This window comes from Scandinavium sp. UTDF21-P1B (genome assembly GCF_040750395.1).
Taxonomy (GTDB): Bacteria; Pseudomonadota; Gammaproteobacteria; order Enterobacterales; family Enterobacteriaceae; genus Scandinavium.
Genome location: NZ_JBFLVD010000014.1, coordinates 46357 through 66977, shown reverse-complemented (window position 1 = coordinate 66977; position 20621 = coordinate 46357). Strand labels below are relative to the sequence as shown.

General features: G+C 55.8%; 19 protein-coding genes. 15 read left to right on the top strand and 4 right to left on the bottom strand.

Going from position 1 to position 20621, the window contains the following annotated elements; all coding sequences use genetic code 11:
- Nucleotides 1-135: 135 nt before the first annotated feature.
- The 11 genes from AB1287_RS11055 to npr are packed head-to-tail and all read left to right on the top strand — an operon-like array spanning nucleotide 136 to nucleotide 8026.
- Entirely contained in the window at nucleotides 136-1113 is a 978-nt protein-coding gene (locus AB1287_RS11055; RefSeq protein ID WP_435617789.1) for a calcium/sodium antiporter, read from the top strand.
- 14 nt (nucleotides 1114-1127) lie between these two features.
- The gene (gene kdsD / locus AB1287_RS11050) at nucleotides 1128-2114 is read left to right on the top strand and encodes an arabinose-5-phosphate isomerase KdsD (RefSeq protein WP_312625386.1); all 987 of its coding nucleotides are present in this window, start codon (nucleotides 1128-1130) and stop codon (nucleotides 2112-2114) included.
- A gap of 14 nt (nucleotides 2115-2128) precedes the next feature.
- Nucleotides 2129-2695 carry a 3-deoxy-manno-octulosonate-8-phosphatase KdsC gene (gene kdsC / locus AB1287_RS11045; protein ID WP_312625385.1) on the top strand — a complete coding sequence of 189 codons (567 nt, stop codon included), beginning with the start codon at nucleotides 2129-2131 and terminating at the stop codon, nucleotides 2693-2695.
- Entirely contained in the window at nucleotides 2692-3255 is a 564-nt protein-coding gene (lptC, locus tag AB1287_RS11040) for an LPS export ABC transporter periplasmic protein LptC (RefSeq protein WP_435617788.1), read from the top strand. Before kdsC ends, lptC begins: the two co-directional genes overlap by 4 nt.
- A complete protein-coding gene (gene lptA / locus AB1287_RS11035; RefSeq protein WP_312625383.1) occupies nucleotides 3236-3796 on the top strand; it encodes a lipopolysaccharide ABC transporter substrate-binding protein LptA in 561 nt (186 codons plus the stop codon). The genes lptC and lptA overlap by 20 nt, the downstream gene beginning before the upstream one ends.
- 6 nt (nucleotides 3797-3802) lie before the next feature.
- Nucleotides 3803-4528: an LPS export ABC transporter ATP-binding protein gene (gene lptB / locus AB1287_RS11030; RefSeq protein WP_312625382.1), complete on the top strand. Its 726-nt coding sequence runs from the start codon at nucleotides 3803-3805 to the stop codon at nucleotides 4526-4528.
- Between the two features lie 48 nt (nucleotides 4529-4576).
- A complete protein-coding gene (gene rpoN, locus AB1287_RS11025) occupies nucleotides 4577-6010 on the top strand; it encodes an RNA polymerase factor sigma-54 (protein ID WP_312625380.1) in 1434 nt (477 codons plus the stop codon).
- Between the two features lie 22 nt (nucleotides 6011-6032).
- A complete protein-coding gene (hpf, locus tag AB1287_RS11020) occupies nucleotides 6033-6320 on the top strand; it encodes a ribosome hibernation promoting factor (protein WP_312625378.1) in 288 nt (95 codons plus the stop codon).
- 57 nt (nucleotides 6321-6377) lie between these two features.
- Nucleotides 6378-6869, top strand: a complete 492-nt coding sequence (gene ptsN, locus AB1287_RS11015) for a PTS IIA-like nitrogen regulatory protein PtsN (protein ID WP_312625377.1) — start codon at nucleotides 6378-6380, stop codon at nucleotides 6867-6869.
- Nucleotides 6870-6902: 33 nt separating this feature from the next.
- A complete protein-coding gene (rapZ, locus tag AB1287_RS11010; protein WP_312625375.1) occupies nucleotides 6903-7757 on the top strand; it encodes an RNase adapter RapZ in 855 nt (284 codons plus the stop codon).
- The gene (npr, locus tag AB1287_RS11005; protein ID WP_154158954.1) at nucleotides 7754-8026 is read left to right on the top strand and encodes a PTS phosphocarrier protein NPr; all 273 of its coding nucleotides are present in this window, start codon (nucleotides 7754-7756) and stop codon (nucleotides 8024-8026) included. The genes rapZ and npr overlap by 4 nt, the downstream gene beginning before the upstream one ends.
- A gap of 46 nt (nucleotides 8027-8072) precedes the next feature.
- Here npr and miaE read toward each other — a convergent pair whose 3' ends face one another.
- Entirely contained in the window at nucleotides 8073-8831 is a 759-nt protein-coding gene (gene miaE, locus AB1287_RS11000) for a tRNA isopentenyl-2-thiomethyl-A-37 hydroxylase MiaE (RefSeq protein WP_435617787.1), read from the bottom strand.
- A 59-nt stretch (nucleotides 8832-8890) separates the two neighbouring features.
- Complete coding sequence (gene rraB, locus AB1287_RS10995) at nucleotides 8891-9316, bottom strand: ribonuclease E inhibitor RraB (RefSeq protein ID WP_435617786.1); 426 nt, start codon at nucleotides 9314-9316, stop codon at nucleotides 8891-8893.
- 97 nt (nucleotides 9317-9413) lie between these two features.
- Here rraB and argL point away from each other — a divergent pair, with 97 nt between their 5' ends.
- The gene (gene argL / locus AB1287_RS22475) at nucleotides 9414-9509 is read left to right on the top strand and encodes a putative translational regulatory protein ArgL (RefSeq protein WP_436799833.1); all 96 of its coding nucleotides are present in this window, start codon (nucleotides 9414-9416) and stop codon (nucleotides 9507-9509) included.
- Nucleotides 9479-10483 carry an ornithine carbamoyltransferase gene (gene argF / locus AB1287_RS10990; protein WP_435617785.1) on the top strand — a complete coding sequence of 335 codons (1005 nt, stop codon included), beginning with the start codon at nucleotides 9479-9481 and terminating at the stop codon, nucleotides 10481-10483. The genes argL and argF overlap by 31 nt, the downstream gene beginning before the upstream one ends.
- A gap of 53 nt (nucleotides 10484-10536) precedes the next feature.
- Here the strand turns inward: argF and AB1287_RS10985 are convergent, their stop codons facing one another.
- Together AB1287_RS10985 and AB1287_RS10980 are read right to left on the bottom strand one after the other, a co-directional pair.
- Entirely contained in the window at nucleotides 10537-12930 is a 2394-nt protein-coding gene (locus AB1287_RS10985; RefSeq protein WP_435617784.1) for a beta-N-acetylhexosaminidase, read from the bottom strand.
- Between the two features lie 177 nt (nucleotides 12931-13107).
- On the bottom strand, nucleotides 13108-14037 hold the full coding sequence (locus tag AB1287_RS10980) for a TIGR01212 family radical SAM protein (protein WP_312625365.1): 930 nt from the start codon (nucleotides 14035-14037) through the stop codon (nucleotides 13108-13110).
- A 672-nt stretch (nucleotides 14038-14709) separates the two neighbouring features.
- Between AB1287_RS10980 and gltB the strand changes: the two genes are divergently transcribed.
- Both gltB and gltD read left to right on the top strand, forming a co-directional pair.
- Nucleotides 14710-19170 carry a glutamate synthase large subunit gene (gene gltB, locus AB1287_RS10975; protein WP_435617783.1) on the top strand — a complete coding sequence of 1487 codons (4461 nt, stop codon included), beginning with the start codon at nucleotides 14710-14712 and terminating at the stop codon, nucleotides 19168-19170.
- A gap of 9 nt (nucleotides 19171-19179) precedes the next feature.
- Nucleotides 19180-20598, top strand: a complete 1419-nt coding sequence (gene gltD, locus AB1287_RS10970; protein ID WP_312625362.1) for a glutamate synthase subunit GltD — start codon at nucleotides 19180-19182, stop codon at nucleotides 20596-20598.
- Nucleotides 20599-20621: the final 23 nt, after the last annotated feature.

Sequence of the window (20621 nt, the reverse complement as noted above, 5' to 3'; positions counted from 1 at the left end):
ATCTTACCTGTCGCGGTTAGCGAAAGCAGGCATTTGTTTTACTTTTTCAACGCATAAAGTCAAAATTAAGAATTCGTCTGCGCAGTGCATGTGGCGCAAAGCAGCTGGCGATTATACCTGAATAAAGGACTTTAGATGCTTTTAGCGACGGCTCTGTTAATTATTGGTTTACTTCTGGTGGTCTACAGTGCCGATCGTCTGGTTTTTGCCGCATCGATTCTTTGCCGCAGTATGAACATTCCGCCGCTGATAATCGGCATGACCGTGGTCAGCGTCGGCACGTCGCTTCCGGAGATTATCGTGTCCGTCACCGCTTCTGTACACGGGCAGATCGATCTCGCTATCGGCACCGCAATCGGCTCCAATATCGTCAATATTTTGCTGATCCTTGGGCTCGGTGCGCTGCTGCACTCATTTACCGTCCATTCCGATATCCTGCGTCGGGAATTGCCGCTAATGTTAGTCGTAAGCCTGCTGGCGGGCTTTGTGCTGTATGATGGGCAGCTGACAAGAGCGGATGGCGTCTTTCTGTTCGCCCTCGCCGTGCTGTGGCTGCTGTATATTGTTAAGATTGCGCGCCTGGCGGAACGGCAAGGCAATGACAGTCTCACCCGTGACCAACTGGCGGAACTGCCTCGTGAAGGTTCACTGCCGGTCGCCTGTTTATGGCTCGGCGTGGCGCTGATTATTATGCCGATGGCAACAAGGATGGTCGTGGATAACGCCACGGTGCTGGCGAATTATTTCGCGATGAGCGAACTGACCATCGGTTTGACGGTGATTGCGATTGGCACCTGCCTGCCGGAGCTTGCCACTGCCATTGCGGGCGCACGGAAAGGCGAGGACGATATCGCCATTGGCAATATTATCGGGTCTAACATTTTCAACCTCGCCATCGTGATGGGCATGCCGGCGCTGATTGCGCCCGGGCCGTTCAACCCGCTGGCGTTCAGCCGTGATTATGGCGTGATGGTGCTGGTCAGCGTGATTTTCGCCCTGCTCTGCTGGAGCCGAAAACCGCAAATTGGTAAAGGCGCAGGGGCATTTCTGATTGGGTGCTTTTTTGTTTGGCTGGCGTTTCTCTGGTGGGGCACGCCGTTTTTCACTGAGTGAATCGGGATAACATTATGTCGCAAATAGATTTGCAGCCGGGTTTTGACTTTCAGCAGGCAGGCCTTGAGGTGCTGGAGATTGAACGTGAAGGTCTGGCCCAGCTCGATCAATACATTAATCAGGATTTCACCCTCGCCTGTGAAAAAATGGCTTACTGCGGAGGAAAAGTTGTAGTGATGGGGATGGGTAAATCCGGACATATTGGCCGGAAGATGGCCGCGACGTTCGCCAGCACAGGCACACCGTCGTTCTTTGTTCATCCAGGTGAAGCCGCCCACGGCGATCTCGGCATGGTTTCACCGCAGGATGTCGTGATCGCACTTTCTAACTCCGGTGAATCCAACGAGATCCTGGCACTGATCCCGGTGCTTAAGCGTCTTCAGGTGCCACTCATCTGTATGACCAGCCGCCCGGAAAGCAGCATGGCGAAAGCCGCAGACATTCATCTGTGCGTCAGCGTGCCTAAAGAAGCCTGTCCGCTTGGCCTCGCGCCAACGTCCAGCACCACCGCAGCGCTGGTGATGGGGGATGCGCTCGCCGTCGCTTTACTTAAAGCACGCGGCTTCACCCCCGAAGATTTCGCGCTTTCGCATCCAGGCGGCGCGCTGGGCCGCAAACTGCTGCTGCGCGTGAATGACATCATGCATACCGGCGATGAAATTCCTCACGTTAGCCCGGATGCCACTCTGCGCGATGCGCTACTGGAAATCACCCGTAAAAACCTCGGTATGACGGTTGTCTGCGACGACCAGATGCAGATCGAAGGCATCTTCACCGACGGTGACCTGCGCCGGGTGTTTGATATGGGCGTCGACGTGCGTAATCTCAGCATTGCCGACGTGATGACCCGCGGCGGAGTGCGCGTGCGTCCAGGCATTCTGGCCGTGGATGCGCTGAACCTGATGCAGTCCCGCCACATCACCTGCGTCATGGTTGCCGATGGCGACCATCTGCTGGGTGTGATACATATGCATGATCTGCTGCGCGCAGGCGTAGTGTAAGTAAGGAAAAAACAATGAGTAATGCTGGCGCGTCGGTAACGACCTGCTATGGACCGGTCAGTTCTCGAGTCATGGAAAAAGCGGAGAAAATCCGCCTGCTGATTCTGGATGTCGACGGCGTGCTGTCTGACGGACTGATTTACATGGGCAACAACGGTGAAGAACTGAAAGCCTTCAACGTGCGCGATGGCTACGGCATTCGCTGTGCGCTGACGTCAGGCATAGAAGTTGCAATCATCACCGGACGAAAAGCTAAACTGGTAGAAGACCGCTGCAAAACGCTGGGGATCACTCATCTGTGGCAGGGACAGTCCGATAAGCTTATCGCTTACCGCGAACTGCTGGACACGCTCTCCCTGCGCCCGGACGAAGTGGCTTACGTCGGCGACGATCTCATCGACTGGCCGGTAATGGCTGATGTCGGCCTGAGCGTGGCCGTGGCCGATGCGCACCCGCTGCTTCCGCCACGTGCCGATTACGTCACGCGTATTGCCGGAGGTCGTGGTGCCGTTCGTGAAGTGTGTGATTTGTTGCTGCTGGCTCAGGGCAAACTGGATGAAGCCAAAGGGCAATCAATATGAGTAAAACCAGACGTTGGGTTATCATCCTGCTGTCGCTGCTGGCGCTGGTGCTGATTGGTTTCAATCTGGTCGACAATGACGACACTGCCCCAACGGTCGTGAATAACAACGACCCGACATACAAGAGTGAACATACTGATACCGTGGTCTACAGCCCGGAAGGTGCGCTGAACTATCGGTTGGTTGCAGAGCACGTCGAGTATTTTTCTGACCAGGCGATCTCCTGGTTTACCCGACCAGTGCTGACCACGTTCGATGCCAATAAAGTCCCGACGTGGTCCATTAAGGCCGATAAGGCCAAACTGACGAATGACCGTATGCTGTATCTTTACGGGCACGTTGAGATCAACGCCCTGACGGACGACTCTCAGCTTCGCAAAGTCACAACGGACAACGCCATCGTGAATTTGGTCACTCAGGACGTCAGCTCCGACGATTTAGTGACTTTGTACGGCACAACATTTAATTCCAGCGGCCTCAAAATGCGCGGCAACTTACGCAGCAAAAAAGCCGAGCTGATTGAAAAGGTGAGAACCTCTTATGAAATTCAGAACAAATAAATTCAGCTTTAAGCTTGCCCTCGCCAGCACTTTGCTGGCCGCCAGCCTGCCTGCACTGGCCTTGACGGGCGATACCGATCAGCCGATTCACATCGAATCCGATCAGCAGTCTCTGGACATGCAGGGCAACGTCGCCACCTTCACCGGCAACGTGATTGTGACCCAGGGCACCATCAAAATTAACGCCGACAAAGTCGTCGTTACGCGTCCTGGCGGTGAAAAAGGGAAAGAAACCATGGATGGCTATGGCAATCCGGCGACCTTCTACCAGATGCAGGACAACGGCAAACCGGTCAAAGGTCATGCGTCGAAGATGCATTACGAAGTGGCGAATGACCTCGTGGTTCTGACCGGCAAAGCCTACCTCGAGCAGCTGGACAGCAACATTACTGGCGACAAAATCACCTATCTGGTGAAAGAGCAGAAAATGCAGGCATTTAGCGAAAAAGGTAAGCGCGTGACCACGGTTCTGGTACCTTCGCAGCTGCAGGACAAGAGCGGCAACACCGCCGCACCGGCTCAGCCAAAGAAGAGTAACTAAGACGTTATGGCTACTTTAACTGCAAAGAATCTGGCGAAAGCCTATAAAGGACGTCGGGTTGTTGAAGACGTCAGCCTGACGGTGAATTCCGGCGAAATCGTTGGTCTGCTTGGCCCGAACGGTGCGGGTAAAACCACCACCTTCTACATGGTCGTGGGCATTGTTTCACGCGACGCGGGCAACATCATTATTGATGACGAAGACATCAGCCTGCTGCCGCTGCATGCACGAGCTCGCCGTGGTATCGGCTATCTTCCGCAGGAAGCGTCCATTTTCCGTCGCCTGAGCGTGTTCGATAACCTGATGGCCGTGCTGCAAATCCGTGACGATCTGAGCAATGAGCAGCGCGTTGATCGTGCGAACGAGCTGATGGAAGAGTTCCACATCGAACATCTGCGCGACAGCCTCGGGCAGGCTCTCTCAGGCGGTGAACGCCGCCGCGTGGAGATTGCTCGTGCGCTTGCGGCAAATCCTAAATTTATCCTGCTGGATGAACCCTTTGCGGGCGTCGACCCCATCTCGGTCATCGACATCAAGCGCATCATTGAACACCTGCGCGACAGTGGCCTGGGCGTGCTTATCACCGACCACAACGTTCGTGAAACGTTAGCCGTCTGCGAACGCGCTTATATCGTGAGTCAGGGACACCTGATTGCTCACGGTACACCGGAACAAATCCTGCAAGACGAACACGTTAAGCGTGTGTATCTTGGGGAAGACTTCAGACTCTGATAGGGTAGTGAGTACAGACATTTCTGGCCGGAGAAATTTGCCCTGATTATGAAGCAAGGTTTGCAATTAAGGCTCAGCCAACAGCTCGCCATGACGCCACAGTTGCAACAGGCCATTCGTCTGTTGCAGCTTTCAACGCTCGAGCTGCAACAGGAACTTCAGCAAGCGCTGGAGAGCAATCCCCTGCTTGAGCAAACCGATCTTCACGAAGAAATCGATTCACAGGAAGAAACCGATACCGAAGCCTTTGATACCGTCGATGCCCTCGAGCAAAAGGAGATGCCCGATGAACTGCCGCTCGATGCCAGCTGGGATGAGATTTACACCGCAGGCACGCCGTCCGGCACGGGCACCGATTATCAGGACGACGAGCTCCCTGTCTATCAAGGTGAAACTACGCAGTCGCTTCAGGATTATCTGATGTGGCAGGTTGGGCTGACGCCGTTTTCTGATACCGATCGTGCCATTGCGACGTCGATTGTCGATGCGGTGGATGAAACGGGTTATCTCACCACCTCCGTTGAAGAGATCCTCGAAAGCATTGGCAACGACGATCTCGATCTTGATGAAGTTGAAGCCGTCCTCAAACGCATCCAGCGTTTCGATCCGATCGGCGTGGCGGCGAAAGATCTGCGCGACTGCCTGCTGATTCAGCTGTCACAGTTCTCGAAAGACACGCCGTGGCTGACGGAAGCCCAAACTATCATCTGCGATCATCTCGATCTGCTGGCAAACCATGATTTCCGCACGCTGATGCGCGTCACGCGCCTGAAAGAAGACGTGCTGAAGGAAGCGGTGTCGCTGATTCAGTCTCTCGATCCTCGCCCGGGTCAGTCGATCCAGACGAGCGAGCCGGAGTACGTGATCCCGGATGTGCTGGTACGCAAGATCAGCGGACGCTGGGCTGTCGAACTCAACTCCGACAGTATTCCGCGATTGCAAATCAATCAGCACTACGCCGGGATGTGCAACACCGCACGCAACGACGCTGACAGCCAGTTTATTCGCAGCAACCTCCAGGAAGCCAAATGGCTGATTAAAAGCCTGGAGAGCCGCAACGACACGCTGTTGCGGGTTAGCCGCTGCATCGTAGAACAGCAGCAGGCCTTCTTTGAACAGGGCGAAGAGTTTATGAAGCCGATGGTGCTGGCGGATATCGCCCAGGCCGTCGAGATGCATGAATCAACCATCTCGCGTGTGACAACGCAAAAGTATCTTCACAGCCCACGGGGCATTTTTGAGCTTAAGTATTTCTTCTCCAGTCATGTGAATACCGAAGGCGGTGGCGAAGCCTCGTCAACGGCCATTCGCGCCCTGGTGAAGAAGTTAATTGCCGCGGAGAATCCCGCGAAGCCACTGAGTGACAGTAAGCTGACCTCCATGCTGTCCGAACAGGGTATCATGGTGGCACGCCGTACCGTTGCAAAGTACCGAGAGTCTTTATCCATTCCGCCGTCAAATCAGCGTAAACAGCTGGTCTGACACAACCGATAAGGAAGACACTATGCAGCTCAATATCACAGGACACAACGTTGAAATCACCGATGCAATGCGCGAATTTGTGACAACGAAATTCGCCAAGCTCGAACAGTTTTTCGAACGGATTAATCAGGTCTATGTTGTGTTAAAAGTGGAAAAGGTGACTCATATCTCGGACGCTACCCTGCATGTTAATGGGGGCGAAATTCATGCCAGTGCGGAAGGGCAGGATATGTATGCCGCAATAGATGGTCTTATCGATAAGCTTGCAAGACAGCTAACCAAACATAAAGATAAACTGAAACAACACTAATTGTCCGGGCGTGCGCCTGACCCGACGTTTCGGGCCAGGCGGCACGCAGGTGAATTTATGATGAACAACGATTCCGCTCTGCAACTGAGCAATGTCCTGAACCAGGAATGTACCCGCAGTGGCGTTCACTGCCAGAGTAAAAAGCGCGCGCTGGAAATCATCAGCGAACTGGCGGCAAAACAGCTGAGTCTGCCGCCACAGGTGGTGTTTGAAGCTATCCTGACGCGTGAAAAAATGGGCAGTACCGGCATCGGTAACGGCATCGCCATTCCGCACGGTAAGCTGGAAGAGGATACGCTGCGCGCCGTTGGCGTGTTTGTGCAGCTCGAAACGCCGATAGCCTTTGACGCGATTGATAACCAGCCGGTTGATCTGTTGTTCGCACTGCTGGTGCCAGCAGACCAGACCAAAACGCATTTGCATACCCTGTCCCTGGTCGCAAAACGCCTGGCGGATAAAACGATTTGCCGCCGCTTACGCAGCGCTCAAAGCGATCAGGAACTGTATGAAATCATCACCGGAGAAGAGAACGGCGATGAAGAGGCCTGAGGATAACCCGGTTGTCGTAAGGAGAAGCAACTGATGGTACTGATGATCGTCAGCGGTCGCTCGGGATCAGGCAAATCTGTGGCTCTGCGCGCGCTGGAAGACATGGGCTTTTACTGCGTGGATAACCTGCCAGTTGTGCTGCTGCCCGAGCTCGCCAAAAGCCTTGCCGACCGACAAATATCGGCCGCGGTCAGCATTGATGTACGAAATATGCCGGAGTCGCCGGAGATTTTCGAACAGGCGATGGAAAACCTGCCTGATTGTTTCTCGCCGCAGCTGCTGTTCCTCGATGCCGATCGCAACACGCTGATTCGTCGCTACAGCGATACGCGTCGTCTGCACCCGCTGTCCAGCAAAAATCTCTCGCTGGAAAGCGCCATCGATCAGGAAAGCGATCTGCTTGAGCCGCTGCGATCGCGCGCGGATCTTATCGTCGATACGTCTGAAATGTCCGTCCATGAGCTGGCGGAAATGCTGCGCACGCGTCTGCTGGGCAAACGTGAACGCGAACTGACGATGGTGTTTGAATCCTTTGGCTTTAAGCACGGCATTCCCATCGATGCCGACTACGTGTTTGACGTACGCTTCCTGCCAAACCCGCACTGGGACCCGAAGCTACGCCCAATGACCGGCCTCGATAAGCCGGTCGCCGCCTTCCTCGACCGACACACAGAAGTACACAATTTTATCTACCAGACCCGCAGCTATCTTGAGCTATGGTTACCCATGCTGGAAACCAACAATCGAAGCTACCTGACGGTCGCGATTGGCTGCACCGGCGGTAAACACCGTTCGGTCTACATTGCCGAACAGCTGGCTGACTATTTCCGCTCGCGCGGCAAAAACGTTCAGTCTCGTCACCGGACGCTGGAAAAACGTAAAACATGAGCGTAAAGCACACCGTTGAGATCACCAACAAGCTGGGCATGCATGCCCGCCCGGCGATGAAGCTGTTTGAACTGGTTCAGAATTTTGACGCCGAAGTGTGGCTTCGAAACGATGAGGGCACTGAGGCTGAAGCCAGCAGCGTCATCGCCCTGCTGATGCTGGATTCCGCCAAAGGTCGCCAGATTGAGATCGAGGCCAGCGGCCCGCAGGAAGAAGAAGCCCTGGCGGCGGTTATTGCGCTGTTCAACGCCGGGTTTGACGAAGACTGAATCTGTCCTTCTTCGTCTCTGCGCCTCAGCTCTCGCTCAGGGAAAACTACGCTGGCACCCCACTGTGGAAGCGAAACTCCACATCCGGGGTCGAAATCAGCGTGGCTTCCACTTCACCAAAGAAACGCACTCTCGGCGTGATATCCGTGTCTGATATCTGCTGCGCCAGTGCCAGATAATCCTGATAGTGCCGCGCTTCGGAGCGCAACAGCGACAGGTAAAACTTCTGTAATGGCTCATCCAGATAGGGTGCCAGCGCGGCAAAGCGCTCGCAGGAGCGTGCTTCAATGTACGCCCCGCAAATCAGCTTATCGGTGAGCGTCAGCGGTTCATGCGTGCGCACTTCTTTAAGCATTCCTTTGGCATAACGACTGGCGGTGATTTTCACATAGGGGATCTCACGCTCAATCATGATTTCCCGCACCTGCCAGAAGTGATGTAGCTCCTCTTTGATGAGCAGCACCATACTGTCAATAAGCTGCCGGCCCCAGGGATCGTCGGTCTGCGGCATCACGCTTTTGCCTATCTGCTTTTGCAGCGCCGCAAAATCCGGCTCCGGGCCACCGCGAAAGGCAAAGGCTTCGTAAGGCTGGAGCCAGGCCAGTAGCGCGTCGGCACCGGCTTTGTCGGCCACGTATTTACGCACCAGCAGCATTGCGGTCTGTGCAGCTTTCAGCTCGCACACCAGATGATCGGTGAGCAACAGAGGCAAATGTTCGGGGGAACGGGCTTTGTCGATCCACGCCTGCGGTGTCGGGCACTGGAGGAAAGCTAAAACGGGCGCGAGGAGTTGGGGGTAATCCATCTATCTGGCACGATCTCATGAAAGGATGCGGCAACAAATGCTGCCGCACCGGTCGTTATTTAGTGGCGGACGCCATCGTCATCTTCGTCGATATAGTCTTCGTCGTCGCCTTCTTCGCCTTCACCGTTCGGATCTGCGAAGTAGGTGCCCCATCCGTCGTATTCCACGCCGAATTTCTCGGCCAGGTTCATCAGTTGCTCAACCTGAGCGTCGATAAGTTCCGGGTTCAGCGCGCATTCGCTGAGGGCGTCGCAGCAGATAACCACTTCACCGCCCTCTTCAACTTCCAGCTCTTCCGGCTCGGTCACTTCGTAACCCAGCTTGAAGACCTCAACCGCCACTTTTTCCAGCGTGTCGAAATCATCTGCCGAGAAATGGTGCTCGATGGTGTAGAGCGCGTCCGGATCGCTGCCATCTTCCAGTAACTCTTCAATAATCAGACGCGTCTCTTCGCGCTGCTCTTCCAGGTGTTCCGGGTTTGCCATTGCTCGTTCCTCATGATGTCGGCAGTGACTTCTATTTTCACACACCGCAGGCATTGCCTCCACCTTTCCGACAAAGATTTGTGAAACAGGGTTGCAAATGAATATTCATACATATAAATTGAATTTTAATTCAATAAGTGGCTTAAGCCATGAGAGGGAAAAATGTCTGCGTTATACCAGAAGCACTGCCTGAAATTACTGGATTTTACCCCTGCCCAACTCACGCACCTGCTGGCGCTGGCCGCCCAGCTGAAAGCCGATAAAAAAAGCGGCAATGAAGTGCCAAAACTGATCGGTAAAAACATCGCGCTCATCTTCGAAAAAGACTCAACCCGCACCCGATGCTCTTTCGAAGTTGCCGCCTACGATCAGGGCGCTCGCATCACATACCTCGGCCCGAGCGGTAGCCAGATTGGCCATAAAGAATCAATTAAGGATACTGCCCGCGTGCTGGGCCGGATGTATGACGGCATTCAGTATCGCGGCTACGGCCAGGAGATTGTCGAAACGCTGGCTCAGTTCGCCGGTGTACCGGTGTGGAACGGGTTGACCGATGAATTCCACCCAACGCAGCTGCTGGCCGATCTGCTCACGATGAAAGAACATCTGCCGGGCAAAGCCTTCAACGAAATGACGCTGGTGTATGCCGGCGATGCGCGTAACAACATGGGCAATTCGATGCTGGAAGCCGCGGCGCTGACGGGGCTGGATTTACGTCTGGTTTCGCCGAAAAGCTGCTGGCCGGAAGCGAGCCTGGTGGCTGAATGCAAAGCGCTGGCGCAGAAAAATGGCGGTGATATTACGCTCACCGAAGATATTGCCGCAGGCGTCAAGGACGCAGATTTTATCTACACTGACGTCTGGGTATCCATGGGCGAAGCCAAAGAGAAATGGGCTGAGCGCATCGCGCTGCTGCGTGACTACCAGGTGAATAAAAAGATGCTGGCACTGAGCGGAAACCCACAGGTGAAGTTCCTCCACTGCCTCCCGGCTTTTCATGACGATCAAACCACGCTCGGCAAGCAGATGGCCGAAGAATACGGCCTGCATGGCGGTATGGAAGTGACGGACGAAGTCTTTGAATCCGAAGCCAGCATCGTGTTCGATCAGGCTGAAAACCGGATGCACACCATCAAGGCTGTGATGGTCGCTACGCTGGCCAAGTAACGCACTTTGCATTCCCCTCTCCACGCGGCACGCGGGAGAGGGGAACATCCTCCTTACTCGATCCGCGTCGCCCGCAGCAGCGTTTCCAGCGGATAGACCGCCGCAATCACCACTTCATCCTGCGTTTTTGCGGCTTCATCAAGCTGCGACTGAACAGACGCATACTCTTTGTCATCAAGCGTACCCTGCCGCGCCACCAGATCGGTTAACCGCAGCCCCAGCGCCGCCAGTTTATCCACCTGCAACGCCACCGGCTTCATGCTTGCCAGCTGATGATTGCCGTCGGTCAGCAACAGCACGTCGGCGGTATTGTTCTGCCAGCGCGTAAAGACGTGACGCAGCGCGTCAGCGCTTTCGTTATCTTCAGCATCGCTGATGAGATTTTCCGCCCATTCGTTAAGATGGCGCACGGTGTCGCTTTCTGCAGGAAGGGCATCCGCAAAGCGGTTCAGCGGCTCAAACTGATGGTAATTTCCGGCCTGGAATTTCAGGTGCTGACGGGTGTAGTACTGCGCTGGTTCCGTCGCCTGCGCGAGGATTTCCAGCGGCAAAGTGCTGCCGCCGTTTGCCAGACGGGTAAACTGCACCCGCTGCTGCGTATGCTGTTGTAGCCCGACGGACACCGTCGACCAGCTGTCGATTGCCTGCAAACGCTGGTACATGTTGTCGGTATCGTTCACATCCTTCGCCGACCATAGCCGTTCTGCCACCACAAACCCACGCGGCCACAGGCGGATATCCAGCACTGGCGCAACAATGTTTTCCGCCCACAGCGCCGCTTCGCCACCGAGCAGGTTCTTCTGCTGTTCTGCGTCCGGCACCACTGGCTGAATGCCTGCCGGAACGTTATCCAGTCGCTCGCCGCTGATCGGGTAACGCACGTTGCCCACAAGGAAGTAGCCGCCGAGGCGGTCATCATGAATATTGACTACCGGACGGGTTTCACCCATCCACGTATCCACCGTGAACGTCACCTGATCCGGACTCAGCCATTCAATATCGTCCACTGCTCGCCGGGATTTGCCTTTGAAATCAATAAATCCTCGCCATTCATCTGCGCCTTTTACCAGCGTAAAGGTGCCTTCAACCGGGCTACCCTTCAGGCGGGGCATAGTAAACGACCAGCTCTGGGCGCTGTCGGCATCGCTGATTTTGTCGATCCCGTTCAGTCCCTGCGGAACGACCTCATTGCGGTAGTGATAGGCGGCGCTTTGCGGCTGGTCGAGGTAGAACCCGGTGGAAAGAATGCCCCGATAGCCATTCTTCGCCACCTCACCGAGTGCATCCTGTCCTTGCCAGGACTGGATCAGAATGCTTTTCGGCAGATCAGGATGATAGATCTCATCCCAGCCAACCATCTGCCGATGATGCTTCTCAAGGATCTGCTCCAGCTTACGGTTGAAGTACGCCTGCAATGCGTGGCTGTCGGCAAGCTTGTTGTCCTGCATAAACTTCTGAATGGCCGGATTGTTTTTCCACTGCGTGTCATCGACTTCGTCGCCGCCAATGTGCAGGTACGGATCCGGGAAGATCGCCGCAAGCTCGCTGACCATCGCATCAGCAAAGGCGTAGGTCGCCTCTTTGGTCGGATCGAGTACCGGCTTCAGCACGCCCCAGTGGCGTTCCATTGCATACGGCCCCGGCGCGCTCATCAGTTCCGGATATGCGACCGCAATCGCCGAGGCATGGCCTGGCATATCAATTTCCGGCACCACGCGAATACCGCGGTCAGCCGCGTAGCGCACAATCTCTTTCATTTGTGCCGGAGTGTAGAACTTCCCGTCGCTGGCAAGCTGCTGCAATTTGGGGTACTTCGTCGAGGCAAAGCGCCAGCCCTGATCGTCCGTCAAATGCCAATGGAAGACGTTCAGCTTCGCCGCGGCCATGCCGTCAAGCTGCCGTTTGATGTCCTCAACCGGCAGGAAGTGGCGCGCGGAATCCAGCAGCACGCCTCGCCAGGGGAACCGCGGGGAATCTTCGATGGTGACAAAAGGAATGGTCGTGTTATCCGGCCCGTTCTGAATCAGCTGGAGCAGGGTTTCGATACCGTGCAGCGCGCCAAAGCGCGTATTCGCCGTCAGCTTCGCGCCCGTGTCATCCACCACCAGCTTGTAGCTTTCATCGCTGTCCGGTCGCGGAATTGCCGGAACTTTATTCGCAATCACGATGTTAATGGTCGGCGTTTTTGCAGGCCCCGTTTGTGGCACCATTTCCCAGCCAGTCTGGCGGGAGATGCGATCGCGCAGGCGGGCTACCGCGTCGCCTAAGTCATCACCGCTAAGATTAATGGTGAGCTGGTTATTCAGGATCAACGCGCCTTGCGCAGCCGGGCGTGCGACCTGTGCAGGCCAGGGCATTAACGGGAGATCGCCGGCAGGCGCGGCCAGCGTAAAACCACTGAACAGCAGTCCGGTCGTCAACAAACTGTAGCGCACAGTTTTGAGCATCAGGTTTTCCTTATGACGGGCCAAAAAAAGGCAAAACAATGAGTTAACACAAGGAGAATCAGAGGGTCAAGCGCGAGAGGCGACCGGCTTCACAACTACTTGAGAATAAGGGAAATGCTATGTGTGCGCAGGTCCTGCTCCCTCTCCTGACCCATGCTCAGCCAGGAGAAAGCCAGCTCAGGAGGAAGGAGAGACCCAGCTCCGCCCCAGGGCTGAGCCCTGAACGCCATGCTCGTTGAGGTATTTGTCGAGCTCCACCATCCCCGTCCAGCGATTCTCACACCACAGCGGCGCAAGCAGCGTAGGACGGCGGGCGCTGGCCGAAATCCGGTGATAAACAATATCTGGCGGCGTATGGCGGATCATTTCTCCGGCAATATGGGTGTAATCATCAAGCTCAATACCCTGAAGCCGTCCCGCTTCCCAGGCTTTAGCCATAATGCTGCCGGTGACGATGTGCAATGGATGAAGTTTGATGCCGTCCACGCCAGTCTCAACCACTTTTTCCAGCGTCTGCAGACACTCTGCCTGCCCTTCTCCCGGCAATCCAACGATCAGATGCGTACACACTTTCAGACCACGCTCACGAGCCAGACGCGTCGTTGCCTGATAGCAGGCAAAATCGTGGCCGCGGTTGATACGATGCAGGGTTTTGTCCTGCGCGCTTTGCAGACCGAGCTCCAGCCACACTTCGTAACCCTGATCTTTATATTCGCTAAGCAAATCCAGTACGGCCTCTGGCACACAATCCGGACGCGTACCCACACACAGGCCAACAATATTCGCCTGGCTGACCGCCTGTTGATACATAGACCGCAGCACCTGGACTTCAGCAAAGGTGCTGGTATAAGCCTGGAAATAAGCGAGGTAGCGTTTGGCACGATTGACCAGATGAGCCTGATGCGCCAGCTGTTCGGCGATGGATTTATGCTGCTGCGCCTCATCGGCAAATGAAGCAACGTTACAGAAAGTGCAGCCACCGCGTCCGATGGTACCGTCGCGGTTTGGGCAGCTAAAACCACCGTGCAGCGTAAGCTTATGGACCTTTTCGCCATAGCGACGCGTAAGATCCCCACCAAACATATTGACTAATTTCTGTAACTGCATAATCTGATAGACCGCGCCTTTCAAAGAGGTGCAAAGCCTGCCATTTTTAGTCTCTTTCGGCGATGACCTGGATCAAGCGCTACGGAGACGTCACATCTATTGCATAACCAATCAAGATAACTGCAATTTCATTCACCCTGAGAGTGATTACTTTTCCTTATGCTGAAGCGCTGTTTTTCGCGATTGCGCTCACAGATAAAAAACAGTGTCATCATGGGCATTAGCGGCGCATGGCAGAATAATACTCTGCGATAAAAAAACCTTTCAGCACAGATCGGCGATAATGCGGCTCACAGATAGTGAGAGAGATCACATTAGGTAGCCGTTTCGTTGGAGGGAAATGCAATGTAAAAAACCTTAAATTCCTTTTACTATCATAGCACTAACCTACCTATAGCACATTTTTGTATAAATAAGATTGCCATTTGACCTGTGTGCCGATTCCCGATAACTTGAGGATCCGCTGGAAGCTTTCTCGATGAGCGGTCTGCTCATCATATTTATGCAGTAATTGAGATTCCCTCTGAAGCAAGTCCTCAATACTTGTTTACCGATGCGAAAGGATTGTAAGAGGGCGAATGTGTGGCCACAGGCCCCACCGCCTTACTCTTTCTGCGCCTGCGCGCAATCGGTGTCGGAGTGTGTCCGTAGAGCCTGGGGAGGTTCACTGATATGTTGTACGATAAATCCCTTGAGAGGGATAACTGTGGTTTCGGCCTGATCGCCCACATAGAAGGCGAACCTAGCCACAAGGTAGTGCGTACCGCCATTCACGCACTGGCCCGCATGCAGCACCGTGGTGCGATCCTTGCCGATGGTAAAACCGGCGATGGTTGCGGCCTGCTGCTGCAAAAACCGGATCGCTTCTTCCGCCTGGTGGCCGAAGAGCACGGCTGGCGTTTAGCCAAAAACTACGCCGTCGGGATGCTGTTCCTGAATAAAGACGCTGAGCTGGCTGCTGCTTCTCGCCGCGTAGTCGAAGAAGAATTGCAGCGCGAAACCCTGTCGATTGTTGGCTGGCGCGACGTGCCAACCAACGAAGGGGTGCTCGGTGAAATCGCCCTCTCCTCTCTGCCGCGCATCGAACAAATCTTCGTTAACGCCCCGGCAGGCTGGCGCCCCCGGGACATGGAACGCCGTCTGTTCATCGCCCGCCGCCGCATTGAAAAGCGTCTTCAGGAGGACAAAGACTTCTACGTATGCAGTCTGTCTAACCTGATCAACATCTACAAAGGTCTGTGTATGCCGGCGGATTTGCCGCGTTTCTACCTGGACCTCGCGGACCTGCGTCTGGAATCGGCCATTTGCCTGTTCCACCAGCGCTTCTCCACCAACACCGTGCCGCGCTGGCCGCTGGCCCAGCCGTTCCGCTATCTGGCTCACAACGGTGAAATCAACACCATCACCGGTAACCGCCAGTGGGCGCGCGCACGTACCTACAAATTCCAGACGCCGCTTATTCCGGATCTGCACGACGCCGCACCGTTCGTTAACGAAACGGGTTCTGACTCAAGCTCCATGGATAACATGCTCGAGCTGCTGCTGGCAGGTGGGATGGATATCGTGCGCGCCATGCGTCTGCTCGTTCCACCAGCCTGGCAGAACAACCCGGACATGGATACTGACCTGCGCGCCTTCTTCGACTTCAACTCCATGCACATGGAGCCGTGGGACGGCCCGGCAGGCATCGTCATGTCCGACGGACGCTACGCAGCCTGTAACCTCGATCGTAACGGCCTGCGCCCGGCGCGCTACGTCATCACCAAAGACAAGCTCATCACCTGCGCCTCTGAAGTCGGGATCTGGGACTACCAGCCGGACGAAGTGGTCGAAAAAGGCCGCGTTGGCCCAGGTGAGCTGATGGTAATCGACACCCGCGCGGGCCGTATTCTGCACTCCGCGGAAACGGACCACGATCTGAAAATCCGTCACCCGTACAAAGAGTGGATGGAGAAAAACGTTCGCCGTCTGGTGCCGTTTGAAGATCTGCCAGACGAAGACGTCGGCAGCCGCGAGCTGGACGACGACGCGCTTGCCAGCTACCAGAAGCAGTTTAACTACAGCGCCGAAGAGCTGGATTCCGTGATTCGCGTGCTGGGCGAAAACGGCCAGGAGGCCGTCGGCTCAATGGGTGACGACACCCCATTTGCCGTGCTCTCCAGCCAGCCTCGTATCATTTACGACTACTTCCGTCAGCAGTTTGCGCAGGTAACCAACCCGCCAATCGACCCGCTGCGTGAAGCGCACGTAATGTCGCTCGCCACCAGCATTGGCCGCGAAATGAACGTCTTCTGTGAAGCGGAAGGCCAGGCGCACCGCCTGAGCTTCAAATCACCGATCCTGCTCTACTCCGATTTCAAACAGCTGACGACGATTCAGGAAGAGCACTACCGAGCTGATACCCTCGATATCACTTTTGATGTAAACGAAGCGAGCCTCGAAGAGACCGTTAATGCGCTGTGCGACAAGGCAGAGCAAATGGTGCGTAACGGCACCGTGCTGCTGGTGCTCTCTGACCGCAATATCGCCAAAAACCGTCTGCCGGTACCTGCGCCGATGGCGGTGGGTGCGATTCAGACGCGCCTGGTTGATAAGAGCCTGCGCTGTGACGCCAACATCATCGTTGAAACCGCAAGCGCTCGCGACCCGCATCACTTTGCGGTGCTGCTGGGCTTCGGTGCAACGGCGATTTACCCGTATCTTGCTTACGAAACGCTGGCGAAGCTCGTCGACACCAAAGCCATCGAGAAAGATTACCGCCACGTGATGCTGAACTACCGCAACGGCATCAACAAAGGCCTGTACAAAATCATGTCCAAAATGGGCATCTCGACCATTGCCTCTTACCGCTGCTCGAAGCTGTTTGAAGCGGTGGGCCTGCATGACAGCGTCGCAAATCTCTGTTTCCAGGGCGTGGTCAGCCGTATTGGCGGCGCAGGCTTTGAAGACTTCCAGCAGGATCTGCTGAACCTCTCTAAGCGTGCCTGGCTGGCGCGTAAGCCGCTCGATCAGGGTGGTTTGCTGAAGTACGTTCACGGTGGTGAATACCACGCCTACAATCCGGACGTGGTACGCACGCTGCAGCAGGCCGTTCAGAGCGGTGAATACAGTGACTATCAGCAGTATGCAAAACTGGTCAACGAGCGCCCCGCGGCAACGCTGCGCGATCTGCTGGTCATCATTCCAGGCACTGAAGCCGTCAGCATTAGCGAAGTTGAGCCTGCGACTGAGCTGTTCAAACGCTTTGATACCGCGGCAATGTCCATCGGTGCACTGAGCCCGGAAGCCCACGAAGCGCTGGCGGAAGCCATGAACAGCATCGGCGGCAACTCTAACTCCGGTGAAGGCGGCGAAGACCCGGCGCGTTACGGCACCAATAAAGTCTCGCGCATCAAGCAGGTCGCTTCCGGCCGCTTTGGCGTGACGCCGGCGTACCTGGTCAACGCCGACGTGATTCAGATTAAAGTCGCTCAGGGGGCAAAACCAGGCGAAGGCGGTCAGCTTCCGGGTGATAAAGTCACGCCGTACATCGCTAAACTGCGTTATTCCGTGCCGGGCGTAACGCTGATTTCCCCGCCACCGCACCACGATATCTACTCTATCGAGGATCTGGCGCAGCTGATTTTCGATCTGAAACAGGTCAATCCGAAAGCGATGATCTCCGTGAAGCTGGTTTCCGAACCGGGCGTCGGCACCATCGCTACCGGCGTCGCGAAAGCCTACGCAGATTTGATCACCATCGCCGGCTATGACGGCGGCACCGGTGCAAGCCCGCTCTCTTCCGTGAAATACGCAGGCTGCCCTTGGGAACTTGGCCTGGTGGAAACCCAGCAGGCGCTGGTTGCCAACGGCCTGCGTCACAAAATTCGTCTCCAGGTGGATGGCGGTCTTAAAACCGGTGTCGATATCATCAAGGCGGCAATTCTGGGTGCAGAAAGCTTCGGCTTCGGCACCGGCCCGATGGTTGCGCTGGGCTGTAAATACCTGCGTATTTGCCACCTGAACAACTGCGCAACCGGCGTGGCAACTCAGGATGAAAAACTGCGTAAGAACCATTACCACGGCCTGCCGTTCAAAGTGACCAACTACTTTGAATTTATCGCCCGCGAAACTCGCGAGCTGATGGCGCAGCTTGGCGTGAAGCGTCTGGTGGATCTGATTGGCCGTACCGACCTGCTTAAAGAGCTGGACGGTTTCACCGCCAAACAGCAGAAGCTGGATCTGGCGAAACTGCTGGAAACCGCCGAGCCGCATCCGGGTAAGGCGCTTTACTGCACCGAGAACAACCCACCGTTCGACAACGGCGTGCTGAACGCGCAGCTCTTGCAGCAGGCGAAGTCGTACGTGGATGGCAAGCAGAGCAAAACGTTCTGGTTTGATATCCGCAACACCGACCGTTCAGTGGGCGCGTCACTGTCAGGCTATATCGCCCAGACACATGGCGATCAGGGTCTGGCTTCAGACCCGATCAAGGCCCACTTCAGCGGCACCGCAGGCCAGAGCTTCGGCGTGTGGAACGCAGGCGGCGTGGAGCTGTACCTGACCGGTGATGCCAACGACTACGTCGGGAAAGGCATGGCGGGCGGTCTGCTGGCAATTCGTCCTCCGGTCGGCTCTGCCTTCCGCAGCCACGAAGCGAGCATCATCGGTAACACCTGCCTGTATGGCGCAACCGGCGGTCGTCTGTACGCAGCAGGCCGCGCGGGCGAACGTTTCGGCGTGCGTAACTCCGGTGCAATTACCGTGGTCGAGGGCATTGGCGACAACGGCTGTGAGTACATGACGGGCGGTATCGTCTGTGTGCTCGGCAGAACCGGCGTCAACTTTGGCGCGGGCATGACCGGTGGTTTTGCTTATGTCCTGGATGAAGATGGTGATTTCCGCAAACGCGTGAACCCGGAACTGGTGGAAGTGCTGGACGTTGACTCCCTGGCTATCCATGAAGAGCACCTGCGCGGGCTTATCACTGAACACGTTCAGCTGACGGGCTCCTCGCGCGGCGAAGAGATTCTGGCGAACTGGCCAGCGTTCTCCGCGAAATTCGCTCTGGTTAAACCGAAGTCCAGCGATGTCAAAGCACTGTTGGGTCACCGTAGTCGTAGCGCAGCTGAGCTGCGCGTGCAGGCGCAGTAAGGAATTCAGATGAGTCAGAATGTTTATCAGTTTATCGACTTACAGCGTGTGGACCCGCCGAAGAAGCCGCTGAAGATCCGTAAGATCGAATTTGTTGAGATCTACGAAACCTTCTCCGAAGGCCAGGCTAAGGCGCAGGCAGACCGCTGCCTCTCCTGCGGCAACCCATACTGCGAGTGGAAGTGCCCGGTGCATAACTACATCCCGAACTGGCTGAAGCTCGCCAACGAGGGGCGTATTTTTGAGGCGGCTGAACTGTCGCATCAGACCAACACGCTGCCGGAAGTGTGCGGCCGCGTCTGCCCACAGGACCGCCTGTGTGAAGGGTCCTGTACGCTGAACGACGAGTTTGGCGCGGTGACCATCGGCAATATCGAGCGCTACATCAACGATAAAGCCTTCGAGATGGGCTGGCGTCCCGATCTCACTGGCGTGAAGCAGACCGGTAAAACGGTCGCCATTATCGGCGCTGGCCCGGCGGGCCTTGCCTGTGCCGACGTGCTGACCCGCAACGGCGTGAAGGCGGTGGTCTTCGATCGCCATCCTGAAATCGGCGGTCTGCTCACTTTTGGTATTCCGGCCTTTAAGCTGGAAAAAGAGGTCATGACCCGTCGCCGTGAAATTTTCACCGGCATGGGCATTGAGTTCAAACTGAATACCGAAGTGGGCCGCGATGTGCAGCTCGACGACCTGCTAAAAGATTATGATGCCGTATTCCTCGGCGTCGGTACCTATCAGTCCATGCGCGGTGGTCTTGAAAATGAAGAAGCGGAGGGCGTGTTTGACGCGCTGCCGTTCCTGATTGCCAACACCAAGCAGATCATGGGCTACGGCGAATCTGCCGACGAGCCGTATGTTAACATGCAAGGCAAACGCGTAGTGGTTCTGGGCGGTGGCGATACCGCAATGGACTGCGTACGTACTTCCGTTCGTCAGGGTGCAGCGCATGTTACCTGTGCTTATCGTCGTGATGAAGAGAACATGCCAGGCTCACGTCGCGAAGTCAAAAACGCGCGGGAAGAAGGCGTGGAGTTCCAGTTCAACGTGCAGCCGCTGGGTGTCGAAGTGAACGCCAACGGTAAAGTGAGCGGCGTGAAAATGGCGCGCACGGAAATGGGCGCGCCGGATGCCAAAGGCCGTCGTCGTGCTGAAATCGTTGCCGGCTCCGAACACGTGGTTCCTGCCGATGCGGTAGTGATGGCGTTCGGTTTCCGTCCTCACAGCATGGAATGGCTGGCGAAACACAGCGTTGAGCTCGATTCCCAGGGCCGTATCATCGCACCGGAAGGCAGCGATAACGCCTTCCAGACCAGCAACCCGAAAATCTTCGCCGGTGGCGATATCGTGCGCGGTTCCGATCTGGTCGTCACGGCGATTGCCGAAGGCCGTAAAGCTGCCGACGGCATTATGAACTACCTGGAAGTGTAATCCGCCTAAGGATACCCTGTCTG

Bases quoted from the DNA above. Each gene is read 5' to 3' on its own strand.
- AB1287_RS11055 (WP_435617789.1), top strand. From the start codon at position 136: ATGCTTTTAGCGACGGCTCTGTTAATTATTGGTTTACTTCTGGTGGTC.
- kdsD (WP_312625386.1), top strand. From the start codon at position 1,128: ATGTCGCAAATAGATTTGCAGCCGGGTTTTGACTTTCAGCAGGCAGGC.
- kdsC (WP_312625385.1), top strand. From the start codon at position 2,129: ATGAGTAATGCTGGCGCGTCGGTAACGACCTGCTATGGACCGGTCAGT.
- lptC (WP_435617788.1), top strand. From the start codon at position 2,692: ATGAGTAAAACCAGACGTTGGGTTATCATCCTGCTGTCGCTGCTGGCG.
- lptA (WP_312625383.1), top strand. From the start codon at position 3,236: ATGAAATTCAGAACAAATAAATTCAGCTTTAAGCTTGCCCTCGCCAGC.
- lptB (WP_312625382.1), top strand. From the start codon at position 3,803: ATGGCTACTTTAACTGCAAAGAATCTGGCGAAAGCCTATAAAGGACGT.
- rpoN (WP_312625380.1), top strand. From the start codon at position 4,577: ATGAAGCAAGGTTTGCAATTAAGGCTCAGCCAACAGCTCGCCATGACG.
- hpf (WP_312625378.1), top strand. From the start codon at position 6,033: ATGCAGCTCAATATCACAGGACACAACGTTGAAATCACCGATGCAATG.
- ptsN (WP_312625377.1), top strand. From the start codon at position 6,378: ATGATGAACAACGATTCCGCTCTGCAACTGAGCAATGTCCTGAACCAG.
- rapZ (WP_312625375.1), top strand. From the start codon at position 6,903: ATGGTACTGATGATCGTCAGCGGTCGCTCGGGATCAGGCAAATCTGTG.
- npr (WP_154158954.1), top strand. From the start codon at position 7,754: ATGAGCGTAAAGCACACCGTTGAGATCACCAACAAGCTGGGCATGCAT.
- miaE (WP_435617787.1), bottom strand. From the start codon at position 8,831: ATGGATTACCCCCAACTCCTCGCGCCCGTTTTAGCTTTCCTCCAGTGC.
- rraB (WP_435617786.1), bottom strand. From the start codon at position 9,316: ATGGCAAACCCGGAACACCTGGAAGAGCAGCGCGAAGAGACGCGTCTG.
- argL (WP_436799833.1), top strand. From the start codon at position 9,414: ATGAATATTCATACATATAAATTGAATTTTAATTCAATAAGTGGCTTA.
- argF (WP_435617785.1), top strand. From the start codon at position 9,479: ATGTCTGCGTTATACCAGAAGCACTGCCTGAAATTACTGGATTTTACC.
- AB1287_RS10985 (WP_435617784.1), bottom strand. From the start codon at position 12,930: ATGCTCAAAACTGTGCGCTACAGTTTGTTGACGACCGGACTGCTGTTC.
- AB1287_RS10980 (WP_312625365.1), bottom strand. From the start codon at position 14,037: ATGCAGTTACAGAAATTAGTCAATATGTTTGGTGGGGATCTTACGCGT.
- gltB (WP_435617783.1), top strand. From the start codon at position 14,710: ATGTTGTACGATAAATCCCTTGAGAGGGATAACTGTGGTTTCGGCCTG.
- gltD (WP_312625362.1), top strand. From the start codon at position 19,180: ATGAGTCAGAATGTTTATCAGTTTATCGACTTACAGCGTGTGGACCCG.